The sequence below is a fragment of the Actinomadura kijaniata genome (assembly GCF_014138665.1).
GTDB classification, from domain to species: Bacteria; Actinomycetota; Actinomycetes; order Streptosporangiales; family Streptosporangiaceae; genus Spirillospora; species Spirillospora kijaniata.
In genome coordinates this window covers 24,886-43,320 of the sequence record NZ_JACJIA010000026.1, presented here as the reverse complement: position 1 = coordinate 43,320, position 18,435 = coordinate 24,886, and the positions used below count along the sequence as shown (strand labels likewise).

Annotated in this window: 15 protein-coding genes; 1 reads left to right on the top strand and 14 read right to left on the bottom strand. The window is 73.1% G+C overall.

Going from position 1 to position 18,435, the window contains the following annotated elements:
* Positions 1-7: 7 nt before the first annotated feature.
* The 4 genes from HNR61_RS45760 to HNR61_RS45745 are packed head-to-tail and all read right to left on the bottom strand — an operon-like array spanning position 8 to position 5,005.
* Entirely contained in the window at positions 8-1,552 is a 1,545-nt protein-coding gene (locus tag HNR61_RS45760; protein WP_182849421.1) for a GumC domain-containing protein, read from the bottom strand.
* Positions 1,553-1,554: 2 nt separating this feature from the next.
* Positions 1,555-2,427, bottom strand: coding sequence for a sulfotransferase domain-containing protein (locus HNR61_RS45755; RefSeq protein ID WP_182849420.1), 873 nt, complete (start codon positions 2,425-2,427; stop codon positions 1,555-1,557).
* Complete coding sequence (locus HNR61_RS45750) at positions 2,424-3,611, bottom strand: phosphotransferase (RefSeq protein ID WP_182849419.1); 1,188 nt, start codon at positions 3,609-3,611, stop codon at positions 2,424-2,426. Before HNR61_RS45750 ends, HNR61_RS45755 begins: the two co-directional genes overlap by 4 nt.
* On the bottom strand, positions 3,608-5,005 hold the full coding sequence (locus HNR61_RS45745; RefSeq protein ID WP_312898421.1) for an O-antigen ligase family protein: 1,398 nt from the start codon (positions 5,003-5,005) through the stop codon (positions 3,608-3,610). The genes HNR61_RS45750 and HNR61_RS45745 overlap by 4 nt, the downstream gene beginning before the upstream one ends.
* Before the next feature lie 262 nt (positions 5,006-5,267).
* Between HNR61_RS45745 and HNR61_RS45740 the strand changes: the two genes are divergently transcribed.
* On the top strand, positions 5,268-8,105 hold the full coding sequence (locus HNR61_RS45740) for a PKD domain-containing protein (protein ID WP_312898420.1): 2,838 nt from the start codon (positions 5,268-5,270) through the stop codon (positions 8,103-8,105).
* A gap of 66 nt (positions 8,106-8,171) precedes the next feature.
* Here HNR61_RS45740 and HNR61_RS45735 read toward each other — a convergent pair whose 3' ends face one another.
* From HNR61_RS45735 to HNR61_RS45690, 10 genes are all read right to left on the bottom strand, one after another.
* Entirely contained in the window at positions 8,172-9,377 is a 1,206-nt protein-coding gene (locus HNR61_RS45735) for a glycoside hydrolase family 26 protein (RefSeq protein ID WP_182849418.1), read from the bottom strand.
* 93 nt (positions 9,378-9,470) lie between these two features.
* Positions 9,471-10,739: a hypothetical protein gene (locus HNR61_RS45730; protein WP_182849417.1), complete on the bottom strand. Its 1,269-nt coding sequence runs from the start codon at positions 10,737-10,739 to the stop codon at positions 9,471-9,473.
* A gap of 92 nt (positions 10,740-10,831) precedes the next feature.
* A complete protein-coding gene (locus HNR61_RS45725) occupies positions 10,832-11,620 on the bottom strand; it encodes a hypothetical protein (protein ID WP_182849416.1) in 789 nt (262 codons plus the stop codon).
* A 49-nt stretch (positions 11,621-11,669) separates the two neighbouring features.
* On the bottom strand, positions 11,670-12,446 hold the full coding sequence (locus HNR61_RS45720) for a WecB/TagA/CpsF family glycosyltransferase (RefSeq protein WP_182849415.1): 777 nt from the start codon (positions 12,444-12,446) through the stop codon (positions 11,670-11,672).
* A gap of 61 nt (positions 12,447-12,507) precedes the next feature.
* Entirely contained in the window at positions 12,508-13,413 is a 906-nt protein-coding gene (locus tag HNR61_RS45715) for a sulfite exporter TauE/SafE family protein (RefSeq protein WP_182849414.1), read from the bottom strand.
* Between the two features lie 94 nt (positions 13,414-13,507).
* Positions 13,508-13,696, bottom strand: a complete 189-nt coding sequence (locus HNR61_RS45710) for a hypothetical protein (protein ID WP_182849413.1) — start codon at positions 13,694-13,696, stop codon at positions 13,508-13,510.
* Positions 13,697-13,752: 56 nt separating this feature from the next.
* Positions 13,753-15,222, bottom strand: a complete 1,470-nt coding sequence (cysC, locus tag HNR61_RS45705) for an adenylyl-sulfate kinase (RefSeq protein ID WP_182849412.1) — start codon at positions 15,220-15,222, stop codon at positions 13,753-13,755.
* A gap of 118 nt (positions 15,223-15,340) precedes the next feature.
* Positions 15,341-16,084, bottom strand: a complete 744-nt coding sequence (locus HNR61_RS45700) for a class I SAM-dependent methyltransferase (RefSeq protein ID WP_182849411.1) — start codon at positions 16,082-16,084, stop codon at positions 15,341-15,343.
* Between the two features lie 67 nt (positions 16,085-16,151).
* Positions 16,152-17,711 (bottom strand): MFS transporter, encoded by a 1,560-nt coding sequence (locus HNR61_RS45695; protein ID WP_182849410.1) that lies wholly within the window; start codon positions 17,709-17,711, stop codon positions 16,152-16,154.
* Positions 17,708-18,289 (bottom strand): TetR/AcrR family transcriptional regulator, encoded by a 582-nt coding sequence (locus HNR61_RS45690; protein ID WP_182849409.1) that lies wholly within the window; start codon positions 18,287-18,289, stop codon positions 17,708-17,710. The genes HNR61_RS45695 and HNR61_RS45690 overlap by 4 nt, the downstream gene beginning before the upstream one ends.
* Between the last annotated feature and the right edge of the window lie 146 nt (positions 18,290-18,435).

Here is an 18,435-nt window from a genome sequence, read left to right as displayed (position 1 = left end):
CCTCAGGTCACTCGTGCCGCTGGCGCTCGCCGCGTCCGCGCCGCAGGAGGGACCCGCGCCGGGATCCGGGCGGGACCTGCGGCTCGGGAGCGATCAGCACGACCCCGGCGGGCGCGGCCCCGACCTTGACCAGGGCTCCGACGCCGGCGCCCAGATCGCGGTCGAGGGCGTGCTCGGCGTCCACGGCCAGCACGGTCAGGTCGCAGGCCATCGCGACCGCCAGGGTCTGCGCGCCGGTCAGCGCGGTGCCGACGGCGATCACCACGTCGGCCTCGCGGCACGCGGCGTCCAGCTCGGCGGTGAGGACGCGCTCGGCGTCCAGGTTGGACACCGCCTTCACCAGGTACCGGCCGTCGGGGGACGGCAGGTCGCCCGCGGGGACGCCCAGCCGCAGCAGCGTGACCGTCGCGCCGGACTCGACGCAGGCGAGCGCCAGCCGGTGCGCGGGCTGGGCGGCCACCGGGCCGGGCACACCGGTGAGGGCCACCGTGCGCGCCCCGCGCTGGTTGACGACGTTGCGCAGGCGTCGGCCGGCCTCCCGCCAGTCGTCGCGCCGCCCCCTCCGCAGGCCGCCGGGGCCGCCGACCTGCGCCAGCACCGGCACCGACAGGGCGGCGCGGATCGCGGCGGCGGTGCGCAGCCGGCGGGGGCGGCGCTGGCGGACCAGCCCGACCGCGACCCCGGCCAGCATCCCCAGGCCCGCGCCGGTGGTCACCGACACCTCGTGGCCGGGGTCGTCGGCCTCGCGCGGCACGGTCGCGCCGCGCACCACCTCGCCCGGCTGGATCGCGGTGCCGTCCAGCTGGCCGAGCTGCTTCTGCACCTCGGCGATGTCCCGCTGGACCTGCTGGCGGCGGGTGCGGACGGTCAGCCGGGTCAGCTCGGCCGGGTTGCCGGGCATCGCGGCCAGCTGGCGCTTCAGCAGGTCCAGCCGGCGCTGGAGCCCCTCGCGGTTGCGCTGCTGGATGCCGCCGAGGATCTCCTCGCGGAGCGTCAGGTACGCCTCGGCGACGATGTCGGCCCCGTCGCGGGCGGTGGTCGGGGTCGGACCCGTCACCATGATCGTCAGAACGCGGGTGTTCTCCGGCACCCGCATCGCGATCCGCTCCCGCAGCCGCTGGTGGCCGACCTCGAACCCGGGGAACGTCCCGAGCCGCGCCAGCACCTCGTCCGAGTACACGAACTGCGTCTCGGTGTCCATCGTGGAGTCGCGCGGCTTGCGCTGGGAGGCGGCGTTCTGGCCGGGAACGGACAGCGGCGAGCCCGAGCGCAGCCCCGGGTGCAGCGGCACCGGCGGCGCGAGGACCGCGACCGTGGCGGTGTAGGTGGGCGGGACCAGCGCGGCGGTGCGCACCAGCCCCAGCACCGCGCCGACGGCCAGCGCCGCCGCGATCACGGGCCACTGGCGCCGCAGGAAGTCCAGGTAGCGGGCCAGCGGCAGCGCGTCGTCCCCCGCGCGCTCCAGGACGCGGTCCTCGGCGCGCGTCGCCGTGCGCGCCGCGGGGCGGTCCGCCGTCGCGGACCGCCGCTCGCCGATCACCCCCGTGGCCATCGTCAGCGCCGCCAGGCGGGAACCTCACCGAGCAGCTCGGCGAGCCGGGTGTCGTAGGGCTCGAAGTGCTCGGTCAGCCGGGCCCGCACCGCTTCGGGCATCGGCGAACCGGGCCGCGCGTTGTGCCGTTCGAACCGGGCGGGCCGCCGGTGCGGCAGTCCCAGGAAGTCGAGGATGCGGTCGTAGTGCGGCTCGGGCTCGGCGAAGAAGTCCTCGGCGAACAGCACCAGCACCCGTTCCCGGCCGAACAGCGCGAACAGCCTCTCGACCTGGTCGGCGTACCGGCCCCGGTCCACGTAGGAGTGGTGCCGGTGGCCGTGGCTGAGGTACCGGTGGTCGGCGCGGATCCTGTCGACCTCGCCCGCCAGCCGGGACTCCTCCAGCTCCAGGGCCTTTTCGAAGGAGCTCTCGGTCTCGAACCCGCGCGCCAGCTCGTGCTTGTGCGCCGAGAACGCCCGTTCCACCGGGTCGCGCAGCAGCACCAGCAGCTTCACGCCGGGAAGGTCGCGGGCGATCCGCTCGGGGGCGAGCGGGTGGTGCATGTAGTAGCCGGCCGACTCGAACGCCAGCGGCCGGTCGGTCGTCCCCTCCGCGCGCCGCCGCGCCGCCGCGCGCGTCGGGAAGTGCCCCTGGTACCAGCGGGGGCCGCGGTGGTAGTTGACGTCGAAGTAGTGCACGCCCTTGTGGAAGTTGGGCTGGACGATCCCGGGATGCTCGGCCAGCGACCGGAACAGCGAGGTCGTGCCGCCGCGCTGGGTGCCGACCATGAGGAAGTCGGGCCGCACGCGCAGCTCGGTGGTGAGGCGGCCGACGGTCCGCACGGCGGTGCGGCCGGACTCCTTCACCCACTGGGGGGCGTCGCGCCTGGAGATCATGGGTTCCTTCCGGCCTCGGTGTGCAGCAGGTCGAGCAGGTCCGCGGCGGTGTCACGGAGGGGGCCGCCGATGGGCTCCTGGGCGGCCAGCAGGTACCGGGCGCACAGCTCCAGGAAGTACAGCTCGGCGGTGGCCGCGGCGGCGGGCGCGGTCAGGCCGAGCGGATCCAGCGCGGGCGCGGCCTCGCGGGGCGGGGCCTGGTAGGGGGAGCGGGCGGCGGTGCGGGCGGCCTGCTGGAGCCGGTAGTGCAGCAGGTCGAACCCGTGGGGGACGCCGTCGGCGAACCGCTCCCAGTCCCACAGCCGCACCACGCCCCGGTGCCAGGCCATGTTCCAGGGGGTCCAGTCGCCGTGCCAGGCCCCGAAGTCCAGGGCGACGTCGCCGTGCCGGTCCCCGACGCGGTCGACCACCTCGGCGAGGCGCTCGGCCTGGACGGGGTCGGCGAGGCGGCCGGGAACCTCGCGCAGCCGCTTCAGGTAGGCGCTGCCGGCGAGCGCCGAACGGTCCGGACCGGCGGAGACGGCCAGCGTCCGCATCGCCGACAGCGGCGCGTCGCCGCGGGGCCGCTCGCCGCGTGCCCCGGTGGGCAGCGCCGACAGCACCAGCAGGCCCAGCGGGCCCCAGCCGCCGTGGTGCAGCAGGCGCGGCACCGCCACGCCCGGCAGGGAACGCCCGGCCAGCGTCGCCAGCGCCGCCGCCTCGTCGGCGATCAGGCCCCGGGTGGTGGGGTTGTCGCCGACCTTCACGAACGCGACCGACCCTCCGTCCGGTGTCAGCACGTGCAGGATCGGCTTGCGGTTGGCGCGCAGGCTGCCCAGCCCGACCGCCACCACGACCTCGCGGCCCAGCAGGTCCGACAGGTGGTCCTCGACGGACTCCCCGCCGCCGGAGACCAGCAGGCGGTCGCGCAGGCCGCGTTCGGGCAGGCCGGTGCGGGCGGCCAGCGCGCCCAGGGTCCGGGTGGCGCGCTGCCGGGGGCCGAGGTCGTGGCTGTAGCGACGGAGCGCCGCCGCCGCGACGCCCGGCAGCCCGGCGGGCAGCAGCAGCCGGGGACGCTCGGCGTTGGGCAGGAACACCAGCTCGCGGCGGACCGCGCCGCCGGGGGCGCCGGGCGAGGCCGGGGCCACGCGGGCGCCGGGCCACAGCCGCTCGACGGTCTCGGTCCAGGCCCGGGCGGCGCTCATCGGACGGCCTCCGTCCGGGTCTCGCGCCACATCAGCGCCGTAGCGATCATCACGGTGAACAGGGGGATCTCCACCAGGTCGTAGGTCATCAGGAACAGCCCGAAGCTCAGCAGGACGACGCTGCCCGCGATGCCGTAGGGGGTCCGGGAACGCCAGTGCCGCCAGAAGCGCACGGCGAAGAATCCGCAGAACGTGATGGTACCGACCAGCCCGGTGGCGAAGATGAGCAGCCAGATGTGCCCCTGGGTGCCCAGCGGCGGCGCGCCGCAGGCCTTGCAGCCGGGCCGGTCGCCGCCCGCCACCGAGGTCAGGTTGCCCTGGACGTCGCGGGTGGAGCCGAAGCCGACCAGCGGCGATCCGGTCATGGCGCTGCGCACGGTCTGGTCGGCCAGCAGCTCGCGCCGGTTGTTGCTGTGCGGGTTGTCCAGCCGCGCCTGCACCATGCCGGGCAGCGGGGAGGCCAGCACCAGCAGCGACCCGGCCAGCAGCGCGCCGACGGTCCGGTTGATCGCCGTCAGGTTCCCGCCGGCCAGGATCTTGCCGATCACGAACAGGCCGGACAGCGCCAGGGCCAGCCACAGGCCCCGGTTCAGCGAGTACACCACCGGCCACAGCGAGGCCAGCAGGATCACGGCCCCGGCGGCGCGGCGGGCGCGGGTGCCGTGCAGCAGCCAGGAGATCACGAAGAACGGCAGGAAGAACGCGTACGCCGAGCCCCAGGTGTTGGCGTAGGCGAACGGGGCCTGCGGCCGCGCCTGCTCGAACCCGAGGATCGTCTCGATGGAGGCGACCTTGGGGTGGATCCAGTCGGCCATGAAGCCGTTCTTGGCCAGTCCCGCCGGGAGCACCATCTCCACCGGGGAGGTGAGCTCCAGGTTCGGGAGGAACGACCCGAGCAGGCCGCCGACGGTGGTGAAGACGAACATCAGCGCCAGCAGCCGGGAGATCCGGGAGGAGGGCAGCTCGCGTTCGGACAGGTTCCCGACGAACAGCAGCACCACCGTGGCCGCCAGGTACCAGGCCACGCGCCAGCCGAACACCAGCAGCCGCCCGGGCCCGCCCCCCTCGACGGCCCCGGGGGCGTTCGCCCACAGGACACCGGCCCCGAGCAGCACCCAGGCCAGGAACAGAAGCCACAGCCCGAAACCGCGCGGCACGATGATCTCGTTCCGCCGCCGGTACAGGTGGCGGGCCATCGGCACGGCCATCAGCAGGAAGACGAACGCGCCCATGCCCAGCACCCACCAGACGGGGAACCCGGCGAGGATGACCACCAGCGGCCATCCCGGGCCGGTGCGCTCGCGCCAGGCGGCCAGGCCGCGGGGTCCGCCGCGCCGACCGAAGTGCGGCACCGCCCCGGGCCGGGGGCGGGGGACCGCTCTGGTTTGGTTCACGCTTCCCCCACATGTGGCCGTCTGCCCGACCTCGCAGGTTAGCGCCATCGAGGGCGTTGCTTGGAAAGCGCAGTGTAAGTGAGGGATGAGACCAAAAAGTTAGAAGTAACCCCGATGTGCGGGCGCGTGCCGCAGATAATCTGACTCGTCGCGACCCGGCGTGCGTCGTCCGAGCTCTCCGAACCCCTCCTGTTCGTGGACCTTCGTACCGCTGTGCTGACGTCCCCACCCCGCCGGGGCCGGTTCAACGGAAGGAGAGCGCGTGCGTTCGACCAGACGCGGCCTGTGGGCCGCCGCCGTCGCCCTGGGCGCGGTGCTGGCCGGGGTCGTGGCCATCGACCCGACCTCGGTGACGGTCACGACCGTCGCGGCACGCCAGGCCGACGTCCTGCACGACCGTGTGGTGAGCGCCGACCCGGTCGACTTCACCCCGCACGTCCAGGACGGCGCCGTCAAGTCGCTCGTCCAGATCGGCGACGTCGTCTACGTCGGCGGCTCGTTCACCCAGGTCAAGGAGCCCGGCACGGGCAAGCCGGTGCTGACCCGCAACGGGATCTTCGCAGTGCGCGCCGCGACCGGCGAGATCCTGCCGGACTTCGACCCCAATGCCCAGGGCGGCGAGGTCAGCGTCGTGCTGCCGAGCGCCGACGGCAGGTCGCTGTACCTGGGCGGCGCGTTCAAGACCATCGGGGGCGTGAGCCGGTTCGTCCTCGGCAAGGTGGACGCCGCGACGGGCGCGCTGGACACCGCGTTCAAGCCGGCGTTCGACGCCCGGATCAAGGACCTGCGGCTGGCGGGCGGGCGGCTGTACGTCGGCGGCAACTTCGCCAGGGCGGGCGGCGTGGGACGGCCCGCGCTGGCGACGGTGGACCCGCGGACCGGGGCCCGTGACGACTTCGTGGACCTCGGGTTCGCCGGGACGCAGAACGGCGGGACCACCCTCGTCTACAAGATGGACGTCACCCCCGACGGGAGCCGCCTGATCGCCGTCGGCAACTTCACCTCGGTGGGCGGCCGGTCCCGGCCACAGATCGCCATGGTCGACCTGTCGGGCGACAAGGCGGCGCTGGCCGACTGGGAGACCCAGCGGTACGCCGCCACCTGCTCCTCCTCGTTCGACAGCTACATGCGCGACGTGGACTTCTCCCTGGACGGCCGGTTCTTCGTCGTCACCACCACCGGCGCGGCGGGCGGCACGGCCAAGCTGTGCGACACCCAGGCCCGCTGGGAGACCGGCGCGACCGGTACCGGCCTCCAGCCCACCTGGGTCAACCAGACCGGCGGCGACACCAGCTACGCCGTCGAGATCACCGAGACCGCCGTGTACGTGGGCGGGCACTTCCGCTGGTCCAACAACCCGTTCGGCACCGACACCGCCGGGCAGGGCGCGGTGTCCCGCGAGGGCATCGCCGCGCTCGACCCGGAGAACGGGCTGCCGTTCAGCTGGAACCCCGGCAAGCACCGCGGCGTCGGCGTGTTCGACATCCTGGCGACCCGGCAGGGCCTGTGGATCGGCAGCGACACCGACATCACCGCCGGTGAGACCCACATGAAGCTGGCGATGTTCCCGCTGGCGGGCGGTACCGCCGTGCCGGGGAAGAAGCTGGGCGAGCTGCCCGGCGAGGTCTGGTACGGCGGCAGCACCAGCCTGTTCGGCTCCAACTACCTGCGGCACCGCTCGTTCACCGGCGTGACGGCCGGAACGGTCACCGACGCCTCCACCGGCGGCCTCGACTGGCGGCAGGCGCGCGGCGCGTTCATGATCAGCGGTCGGCTGTACCACGGGATCAACGACGGCCGGTTCGTGTCCCGCCCCTTCGACGGGACGACGTTCGGCGCCTCCACCGAGATCAACACCGGCGACGAGATCACCAACATGAGCACCTGGCACAGCCAGGTGCGGTCGATCCAGGGCATGTTCTTCACCGCCGGGCGGATCTACTACACGCGCGGCACCGGTTCCCTGTACTACCGCTACTTCACGCCGCAGAACGGCATCGTCGGCGGGGAGGAGTGGACCGCGAGCACCGGCCTGGCGGGCACGAGCTGGTCCAGCGTCGGCGGGATGTTCCTGAACGGCGACGACCTCTACTTCGTCAACAACGGCAACGGCCGCCTGTTCAAGGTGCCCTTCGACGGCGGCAAGCCCACCGGCACCCCCGTCCAGGTGGACGCCGGGGACTGGCGGGGCCGCGCGGTGTTCCTGTACGCCGGTCCTCCGAACGAGGAGCCCAAGGCCGTCTTCACGCAGAACTGCGCGGCGCTGAAGTGCACCTTCGACGCCGCCGGCTCCAGCGACCCCGACGGCTCCATTACCTCCCACGCCTGGGACTTCGGCGACGGGAGGACGGGCACCGGCGAGACGGCCGAGCACACCTACGACCAGGCGGGCACCTTCGAGGTGAAGCTGACCGTCACCGACGACCGGGGCGCGAAGACGACCGCCACCCAGCGGGTCACGGTGGCCGAGGACCGCGCGCACATCGCGTTCCGGGGCGGCGACGGCCACAACGCCAACACGAAGCGGGCGACCGTCACCGTTCCGGCGGCCGTCCAGCCGGGCGACGCCCTGCTGCTCATCGCCAACATCAACAGCACCGCCGTCACCGTCACCCCGCCGCCGGGCTGGACCCAGGCGGGCACGCAGAGCGGCCTGGCCCGCTCGGTGGTGTGGCAGCGCGTCGCCCAGGCCGGGGACGCGGGCCGGACCGTGGCGGTCGAGGTGAGCGACTACGCCAAGATCGATCTGCGGCTGGCGGCCTACTCGGGCACCCGGACCACCGATCCGGTCGCGGCCGTCGCCGAGTCCTCGGACCCGAGCGCGGTCACCACCCACACCACGCCGACCGTGACGGCCCCGGCCGGCGCGTGGACGGTGTCGTACTGGGGCGACAAGTCCTCCACCACCACGGCGTGGACCGCCCCCGACACGGTCACGACCCGCGCCAACGTGATCGGCGCCGGCAGCGGTCGCGTCACGGCGCTGTACGCCGACAGCAACGGCGGCGTGCCGGCGGGGTCCCACGGAGGGCTGAAGGCCACCACGGACGTGGCGTCCCGCGCGCTGATGTGGACGATCGTCCTGGCGCCCAAGGAGTGACCGGGCAGGACGGGTGAGAGAGAACGGCCCCGCGCATTCGCGCGGGGCCGTTCTCTCGTATGCCCTCTAACGCTTGGGAACGGGCGGGTTGAAGTAGGGGCGCCGCCCGAGCTCGCGGTAGGCCGCCAGCGACTGCGGGCTGGCGTCCACGCGGGTGTCGCCGAACTTCGGCCCGTTGTGGTGCTCCCAGTACACCAGGGCCTTCAGCGCCGGGAACCTCTCGATCTGGCGGCCGATGCTGCGGAACAGCTCCGCCTTCTTGGCGGGGTCGCCGGTCATCTCCGTGCCGCCCCACTCGCTGAGCATCAGCGGCTTGTCGTCGGAGAGGTTCCGGCGGGACCAGCGGTAGAAGCCCGCGATGCCCAGATCGCGCTCGCGCGGCGCGGCCTCGTCCACCAGCTGGGCGAACGACCGCACCCGCGGCTCGGCGTAGGGGTCGAAGCCGATCCAGTCCACGACGTCGTCGCCGGGGTACAGCGTCTTGAACCAGGGCTTGACCACATAGCCGGAGTAGCCCATGTAGACCATGGTGAACACGGCGTTGTCCACGCCGTTGCGCCGGAACCGCTGCACCACGTGCCGGAACATGGCGCGGTAGTCGGCGGCGGTGTAGCCCGAGCCGGGGGCCTCGCGGACCTCCTCCTCGGGCTCGTGGTGGATCGCCAGCCAGAAGCGCTCGGGGAACCTCTCGCGGAAGTGCTTCGACAGCCGGTCGATGTGGTCGTCCACCGCGCCGTCGGCGACCTGCCGCCAGGTCGTTCCGGGAGCGTCGGGCTTCCAGTTGAGCAGCAGCAGGCGGCGGCGTCCCGGCTCGCGGGCCAGCGCGATGTCCCCGGCCGAGGGGAAGATCTTCCGGCCGCGGTAGTAGGTGTGGTAGACGCCGACCGGACGGCCGATCTTCCGCTCGAACGCGCGCAGCGCCGGCCCCTGCGGCCAGGTGTTGACGGCCGCGCCCCACCAGGCCCCGCACGAGGGGACCAGCAGGCGGTCCACGTGGCAGCGCCTGTCCGGGCGGGCGGAGGGCCGCGCCGGGGCCGGGACGACCCGGCCGAGACCGGCGGTGTCGGCCGGTGCCGGCGGCCGCTCGGTGGCCTTGGGCTGCTGCCGGACGGACCGGGCGACCGGGGTCGCGTTCCCCTCCCGGCCGTCCGCGGCGACGACGGCGAACGCGGTGGCGGCTCCGCAGGAGGCTCCGGCGACGACCGCGGTGAACGGCCCCAGGCGGCGGCGGAAACGGCCGCGCGGGGCCGGACCGGGCTCTCGCGAGATCATGGGAAATGACTATAGTTTCCCGCTTTTCTCACCTTCCACCCATGGACGGTATTGATATGGGTGGAAGGTGAGAGCCGCGCGGTGGCGGCCCGCCTACGGAAGCGGGAAGAAACCGAGCTTGGCGTGGTATTCCTTGCCCAGTTCGTCGGTGTCGCTACCGACGAAAAGGCCGTCCTTGGTGGCGACCAGCGTCTCGACCCCGTGCCCGCGGGTCCGGGTGGGGTTCCACGACAGGGCCTTGCCGGTGGTCGGGTGCAGCGCCGCGATGCCGGGCCGGGAGACCGCGCCGGGGCCGGCCGAGTCGTGGCCGAGCGGGTTGTTGTGCCAGCGCTGGTGGCCGCCGACGTACACGGCCGCGCCGGTCACCGAGGTGGACAGCAGGGTGTCGCCGCCGGTCCAGTTGACCCAGGTGGGCTGCTGCCCGCCGCCGGTGCGGTTGGTCTCCCAGCGGGCGGCGGTGTCGCACAGCGTGGTGTTGCCGTAGGGGCCGCCGGTGGTGACGACGACGAAGTAGGCGCCGTCGGGGGAGAAGTCCATCCCCCGCATGTAGGTGTGGAAGGCCTTGAGGTTGCACTCCGAGGCGTAACGCTCGGTCGCCCACGTGGTCGGCTTGGCGGTGGCCGCCCCGGTGTCGATCATCGCGATCTGCACGCGCCGCAGACCGTTCACCTTGGTGAAGGTGCCGTTGATGAGCAGCCGGGTCCCCTGCGGGTTGAGCGCCATCTTGTAGACCTTCAGCGACCCGGCGCGCGGCGCGCTGGGCGTGATCTTGAAGTTGGCGTCCAGGGCGCCGCTGGTGGCGTCCACCCGGGCCAGGACCGGCTTGGCCGTTCCGCGCACCTTGGTGAACATGCCGCCGATGTAGATCTTGTTCTGGTGGCGCTTCATGTCGTACACCACGCCGCCGCCGACGTTCGGCTTGAACGTCTTGACGACCTGCCCGGTCGGCAGGGCCAGCCGGACGAGCCCGCCGATGTGCGTGCCGCCGATCTGCCAGAAGCCGCCCGCGGCGTACACGGTGCCGGCGTCTCCGGGCTGCAGGGCGTAGACGGTGCTGTTGAGCTTGGGGGCGAAGGCGGTGTCGATCTTTCCGGTGGCCTTGTCGAAGGCGAAGATGTTGGACCGGGCGACGGTCGGCCGGCCCGACCCCGCCTCGCGGACCTTGGTGAAGTTGCCGCCGACGACGACCTTGCTTCCGACCACGGTGATGGCGCGCACGGTGCCGTCCAGCACGTGCGGGGTGTGGTTGGCGGGGTTGGCGGTGACGACCGCGGGCTGCTGGATGTCCGCTTCGGCCGGCGCGGCGAACGCGGCCCCGGTCAGCAGCAGGGCGGCAGAGGCCGCCCCCAGGCGACGACGCATGCTTTGCTCCGATTCGCGCTGTGATAACTGGGAATATCTATCACAAATACGGACTGTTGCTCCCGGTGTTGCGCGTTTCGGTCGATGAGGCGTCAGGCCGCCGAGCGCTCCGCCGCTCGTCGCCGCACGACCCGTTCGTCGCCGACGCGGCGGCCGTCCAGCAGGCGCAGGGCGCCGAAGTAGGCGTGCAGCAGGAGCATCAGGATGAACGCCTCATAGAAACGCACCCCATAACGAGACGCCTCACCCAGGACTCCGGTTGCCCCGACCTGATAAGTCACCATGTGCAACGCCAGCGGCATGGCGATCAGGAAGGCGATCCAGCAGGCCAGGAGCGCGCGGCGGGCGGGGGCGTCGGGGGCGAGGACGCGCCGGTCGAACAGGTCCAGTGCCGGCGGGGCCAGGATCAGGACCGCCAGGGTCTCGGCCATGTCGACGATGAGCGCGTTCCGCGAACCCGCCAGAGTGACGGCGAACAGAGCCCCGGCCATGCCGAGGGTGAGCGCGGGGCGGCGGGTGCGGGGCTGGACGACCGGGATCAGGACCGCCAGGGCGAACAGCGCCTCGTTCAGGGTCGTGAAACGGGTGGGCCAGGAGGTCGCGTTGTAGAACACCAGCGCCACGGCCAGGCACACCGCCGCCGCGGCCGCGGTGACCGGCCACTCCGCCCGCGACCCGTGCAGCCGGGGACGGACCGACTGGATCCACGCGACCAGGACCACGGCCGAGAAATACGCCTCGGTGTTGTGCGAGACCTGCTTGGCGAGTCCCTTGGGCAGGAACGAATCCAGGAACTGGAACAGCACCGAGGCCAGGACCAGCAGCAGAACGGCGTGGAAGACGACCGCCGGCCCGACCGTGAGGCGTGTTCCGTTGCGCATGCGCGGGATCATATGGCCATTAACCGGCATTTGTCGTCCACAAAGGGTTTCAGGGATTCCGCGCTTTCCGCCGGAGCCGCTGGGCGAGGACGCGCAGGACGTACTCGCCCAGTTCGACCGTGTAGCGCCGCCACAGCCGCCGGGGCTCGCGGGCCAGCCGGTACAGGAACCCGATCCGCAGCCTCAGCACCCACGGCGGGTAGTACTGGCGGCGTTCGGCCAGGTGCTCGAAGTACGCGCCGCACGTCACGATGACCGGAACGTCGAGCCGGTCGCCGTACTCGGCGACGAACCACTGCTGGAGCGGCGTTCCGAGCCCCACGTGCAGCACGTCGGGCTTGGCCTCGTTGATCTCGTTGACGATCCGCCGGGCGGTCCCGGGAGGGATGGTGCCGCTCGCGTCGGCCCAGTGCCCGTGCCGGACGCCCGCGACGGTCACCTCCGGGAACCACCGGCGCAGGTTGGCGGCGGCCTCCTCGGCGACGCCCGGCGCGTTGCCGAACAGGAACACCCGGTGCGGCGTCCCGAAGAACTCGTTGGTGAGGTCGTCGTTGGCCATCCGCGTCGGCACCGGCCGCCCGAAGATCCGCGTGGCGGCGACCACGCCCCACCCGTCGGCCAGCACCAGGTCGAACCGGTTGATCAGGTCCCGCAGGGCGGGGTCCTTGGCGGCCCGGAGGGCGTAGTCGGGGTTGGCGAAGGTGACGGTGAGCCGCCGCCGTTCGGCCATCGCCGTGCCGAGGAGGCCGCGCAGCGTCGGGACGTCCATCCGGCTGACACGGAGTCCGAGGACGTCGACGGTGTCGTGCTGCCACTGCGTGCCCATGAACCCCTCGCCGCGCCGACTTTCCGGAGATGTCCGGACGCCCGCGCAGCCTATCGCCGGGTCACCGCCCCGAGCGCACCGGTTCGCGGGCCTCGGCATGGGGGACGACGGTGCTCCGCCGCCGCAGCACGCGCCATGTCACGACCGACGCCGCCGCCAGGCCGACCAGCACCCACGCCAGCGCCTCCAGCGGCACGCCGAACATCTTCAGCGACGAGGCCACCAGCACGAACGCCAGCGCGGGCCGGATGAGCCCGCTGCGCGCCCGCGACGAGATCCGCGACCCCAGGTAGACCCCCGGGACGGACCCGACCAGCAGCGCGGCGGTGACCTCCATCCGGAAGTCCCCGAACAGCACGTGCCCGAGGGCCGCCGACATCACCAGCGGCACGGCCTGCAACAGGTCCGTCCCCACGAGCTGGTTGGCCTTCAGCGTCGGGTACAGCGCCAGCAGCGCCACGATGATCAGCGATCCGGACCCCACCGAGGTGATCCCCACGATGAGCCCGCCGACGGCCCCGACCAGCACGGTCGGCACCGGCCGCACGGTGACCTCGGAGCTCTCCCCGGGGCCGTCGCCGCGCCGCGCCAGGATCCCCTTGACCACCAGCCCCGCGGCGGCCATCAGCAGGGCGGCCCCCATCGCGATCTCGATGAAGTGCTGCACCTCCTGGCCGTCGCCGAGGGCCCGCGCGACCAGCACCCCGCTGAACGCCGCGGGCACCGACCCGACGCACAGCCACGCCACCAGCCGCATGTTGATGGTGCCCTGCCGGTAGTGGACGGCGCTGCCGACCGGCTTCATCACGGCGGCCGCGACCAGGTCGCTGGAGACCGCCGCGAGCGGGCTGACCCCGAAGAACGTCACCAGCATCGGCGTCATCAGGGCCCCGCCGCCCATCCCGGTCAGCCCGACGACGATCGCCACGAGGAACGATCCCAGGGCCATCGTCCAATCGAAGTCCATCGCTATGACCTACCTGACATGTAGGAAAACTAGACCTCAGATTAGAGGATGCGGGGGCCGGAGGAAACAGGCGGGGCGGGAGGGGGCCGCCGGGTCAGGTCGCGGTCGGGCGCGGGGGCATGGGGGCGGGGCCCGTGTCGGTGTGGAAGTGCTGCATCAGGAAGATGATCACAGCGGCGATCGCGAAGAAGGCCACGGCCAGGCCCACCAGGCGGAGGACGTCGCGGCCTCCGACCTCGGGCTCGTAGCTCTTGTTCCGCATCGTGTACTTCTCTTCCTCCATGGCGGAGGGCCCCCTTCGGCAGGTCGGACGTTCTCCCGCCTGGATATCAGGTCGGTCTACTCGGAACGGACCCAGCCGCCCTCCACCAGCAGGTCCAGGACCTTCCGCACGGCCTCGCCGGGGGGCAGCTGGGAGGTGTCCAGGACCAGGTCGGCGTCGGCGGGGGCCTCGTAGGGGTCGGAGACGCCCGTGAACTCCGGGATCAGGCCCGCGCGGGCCTTGGCGTACAGGCCCTTGCGGTCGCGGCGTTCGCACTCCTCCAGGGGGGTGGCGACGTGGACCAGGACGAAGTCGCCCGCCGCCTCGACCATGCGGCGGACCTCCGCGCGGGTCGCCGCGTAGGGGGCGATGGGCGCGCAGATCGCGGTGCCCCCGTGCCGGGTCACCTCGGCGGCCACGTAGCCGATCCGGCGGATGTTCAGGTCGCGGTCCGCGCGGGAGAACGTCAGGCCCGCCGACAGCAGGCGGCGGACCACGTCCCCGTCCAGCAGGGTGACCGTGCGGCCGCCGCGTTCCACCAGGGCGTCGGCCAGGCCGCGGGCGACCGTGGACTTGCCCGAGCCGGACAGGCCCGTGAAGAAGACCGTGAGGCCCCGCGACAGCTTCGGCGGGCGGGCCACGGCCAGCTCGGCGGCGACGGCGGGCGGGGTGAACCAGTCGGGGATCGGCTCGCCCCGGTCCAGCAGGTCGTTCAGCCGCTCCTCGGTGAGCTCGGCCTGGACGTGGTCGGGCTCGATGCGGGCCACCGGGCGCCACACCTCCACGTCGGCGTCGTAGGCCCAGGGCTCGGGGACCACCACGGGGACCGCGGTGCCCTCGGCCTCGGACTCGCCGAGCAGGTGGGTCGCCCCGTAGGCGGCGGCCACGTGGGCGCGCATCATCAGGTCGCGTCCGGGGTCCTGGCGGGCCGGGAGCGGGACCGGGATCACGCGGGTGTCCTCGGGCAGCTCGCGGCGCACCGCCAGCAGCGCGCGGACCAGGGACTCGTCGTGGTCGCCGCCCAGCAGGGGCAGCAGCAGGACGCCCGCGCCGAGCCGCTCGGCCACCTGGCGGAGCTGGCCGAGCTGGCGGCGGTGCAGGAACGTCCGGGTCGCGACCGCCAGCACCGGGCCCTCGACCGGCTCGACCTCGTCGGGGCGGCGGCGCAGCCGGTGGAACGGTCCGTGCGCCGGGGCGCGCAGCGGCTCCAGCGGCCCGGCCAGCCGCCAGTCCTGGGTGGTCGGGTCCTGCCAGGCCTCGGTGACGCCCAGCACGGCCAGCGGGACGCCCTCGGGGTCCTGGAGGACCAGGCGTTCGACGGTCGTGAGCTCCTTGGGAACGGTGAGCGTGACCGGGACCGGCCAGGGGGTGCCGTCGGCCAGCCGCCCGCCCGCGATGACCATCGCGGTGTCGAACGAGCCGAGGAACCCCGTCAGCGGCCGGTACACCCCGGCCAGCAGCAGTTCCAGATCGGCGAGCTCGACCCCGTCGGGGGTCCAGGTGGGCAGGTCGCGCAGCGTGTCGGGAAGGCCGGCTTCGGCGGTCACCGCGGTCTCCGATCCCGCCCGGTGTCGTCTCCGGGCTGGTCCAGGTCAGTTGGGCTTTCCGCAGAAAAATACCGAGCTTGACGGATGGTGCGCACCTTCGCGGTCCGGCGCCCGGGGGCTAGATGACCCGGGCGTACCGGTTCTCGGGCTTGCGGATCACGAACGCGACCTCGCTGTGCTCGGCGGTGAGGCCTCCCCGGGTGAGGCCCGCCACGCACCGGCACAGGCCGTCCAGGAGGCCGGAACCGGCCCCGGCCGCCGTCACCGAGTGCCGGGTGGCGTACTCCTCGGCGATCACGAGGCCGCGCATCATGCAGTACCACCGGATGCCCTGGCGGGAGGCGACCTTCTCGTAGACCGTCGCCGGTGGCAGCGGCTGGTCCGGCGCGGAGCCGTCCGGCCTGCCGTGCCCCAGCAGGCCGCGCACGGAGGCGGGCAGGGTCCGGTCCAGGAACCCGAACGCGGTGTCGCGGTCCCGCAGCCGCACCAGCAGCAGCCCGCCGGGTTTCAGCGAGGCCACGAGCCGGTCCAGGACCAGCTCGGCGTGGGCGATGCGTTCGATCACGTAGGGCGCGTAGACCACGTCGTAGGCGCGCGGCGGCATCGGGACGGTCCGCAGGTCGCCCAGATGCCAGGCGTGCAGATCCTCCCGCCGCCGCGTGTGCTCGCGCAGCCCGGGCAGATCGACGTCCACTCCCGTGACCTGGTGCCCGCGGTCGCCGTAGTCGAGCCCCCGTCCCCACCCGCAGCCCGCCTCCAGCACCTGGAGGCCGCCGAGGAGCGGTTTGTCGTGGGCGTACTGGCGGGCGCGTTCCGAGAACAGTTCGCCGTCGTTGACCGGCGAGGTGCGCAGATCGGTCACAACCTCACAGCGTAATCGCGTGACGACACAACGTCCCGGTTTTTGCCGTTCCCCGGAACGTCCCTGGTCAGTGCTCGACCTCGTTGAGGTCCAGATCCTTCGGTGTCAGCCGCCAGACCAGGAGCGCCGCGGCCAGCATCAGCAGGCCGCCGGCGACGCTGGTCCACTCCAGCGACCCGGTGAACGCCTCGCGCGCCTGCGCCGCCAGCCGGGCGCCCGCCCCGCCCATCTCGTGGGCCAGGTCCATCGCCCCGCCGATCGACTCCTGCGCGACGTGCGCGGCCCTGCCGGTGACGCCCTCGGCGGCGAGCTCCTCGGAGGTGAGGTGGGTGCGGTAGAACGCGGCGGCGACGCTGCCGAGGACCGCCACGCCCAGCGCGCCGCCGATCTCGTAGCTGGTCTCCTCGATCGCGGCGGCGCTGCCCGACTTCTCCGGTGGCGCGCCCGCCATGATCACGGCGGAGGCGATGGCGAGCGAGCCCAGGCCGACGCCGACCATGCCGAGGGCGATGGCGACGGCCCAGTAGTCCAGCGTGCCGGGCCAGGACCAGATCACCAGCAGGCCGAGGCCGCTGAGCGCGAGCCCGCCCGCCAGGACGGTGCGGGCGCCGATCCGGTGGGCGAGGGCGGGGGCCAGCGGGGAGGCGATGGCCGCGCCGACCGCCTCGGGCAGCGTGCGCAGCCCGGTCTCCAGCGGCCCGTACCCCTGCACGAGCTGCATCCACTGGGTCAGCAGCAGCATGGTCGCGGCCAGCGCGATGGACACCGCCAGGGCCGTCACCACGCCCGCCGTGAACGCGGGCCCCCGGAACAGCCGCAGCTCCAGCATGGGGTCGGGGCGCCGCAGGTTGCGGCGCGCGAACCAGCTCAGCGTGACCGCCGCGACCAGCGCCGGGACCCAGGTCTGGGGGTCGGTGGGCCCGTCCTTGCCGAAGTGCTTGATCGCGTAGACGAGGGCGACCATCCCGACGATCGACAGGACGGTGCCGGGCAGGTCCCAGCGGCCCGGCCTCGGGTTGCGGGTCTCGGGCAGCAGGAACAGGCCCGCGACGATCGCGAGCAGCATGACCGGCACGTTCACCAGGAACGCCGCGTGCCAGGAGAACGCCTCCAGCAGCGCCCCGCCCACGATCGGGCCGAGGGCCCCGCCGAACGCCGCCATCGTCGCCCAGATCCCCAGCGCGGTGGCGCGCTCCCGGGGGTCGGTGAACAGGTGCCGGATCATCGACAGCGTGGACGGCATGATCATCGCGCCGCCGACGCCCAGCGCGGCGCGGACCGCGATGACCTCGGCGGGGCTGTTCGCCCACAGCACCGCCAGCGAGGCCAGCCCGAAGACGGTGAAGCCGAGCAGCAGGACCAGGCGGCGGCCGAACCGGTCGGCCAGCGCGGAGGCGGTGACCAGCAGGCCGGACACCACCAGCGCGTAGATGTCGACCATCCACAGCAGCTGCACCGAGTCGGGCCGCAGGTCGGCCGACAGCTGGGGCAGGGCCACGTTGAGGACGGTCATGTCCATGACGACGAGCAGCAGGCTCGCCGACAGGACCGCGAGGCCCGCCCAGCGGCGGGGATGCGGCTGCGGTGTGTCGGGTGACGCGGCCGCCGGCGTCTTGGCGGTCGTCATGGGGATCCCCCGGTTTCCGGGCGCGCTCCGGCGCCGCTCAGGAACGTGCTGATCAGTAGTTCGTCGATGTCGCGGCGGGCCACGTCGCCGTGCCGCAGGCTCTCGCGCACGGCGATGGACAGCCCGTACACGACGTTGCTCACCCAGCGGGGCGGCAGGTCGGCGCGCAGCACCCCGGCGCGCTGGCAGGCGGTGTAGAACGCCACCTCGCGCGCTTCCAGCCGTTCCCCCCATTCGACCAGTTCAGGCAGATGGTTGAGGAAATGGTCGGTCAGGGCGAAGCCGTACTCGTCGGCGTCCACGACGAACGCCCGCAGCAGCGTCCGCAGCGCCCGGTCCAGCGCGGCGGGGTCGCCGGAGGCGGTGGCCGCGACGATCCCGGCCTCGTCCTGCGAGCGCTCCCAGCCCGCGCAGGCCCGCTGCCCGAGCCGGTGCACCAGGGCCTCGCGGGAGGCGTAGTGCCGGTGCAGGGTGGCGCGGCTGATCCCGATGGCCTTGGCGATCTCGGCCATGGAGGCCGTCGGCTCCTTGTTGAGGTGCCGGGTCGCCGCCGCGAGAATCTCGTCCTCGTTGCGCACTGCGCCATCTCCGTCCCGATTGAGACATCCATGTCGCATAATACACGCACACGTCTCATTCCACGGGTCCGGAGCCGCCCGCACGCGGGGGCGGTCGGGCGCGTAGGCTTGAAGCGACACCGGGGGCGGTCGCGGCTCCCGGGTTT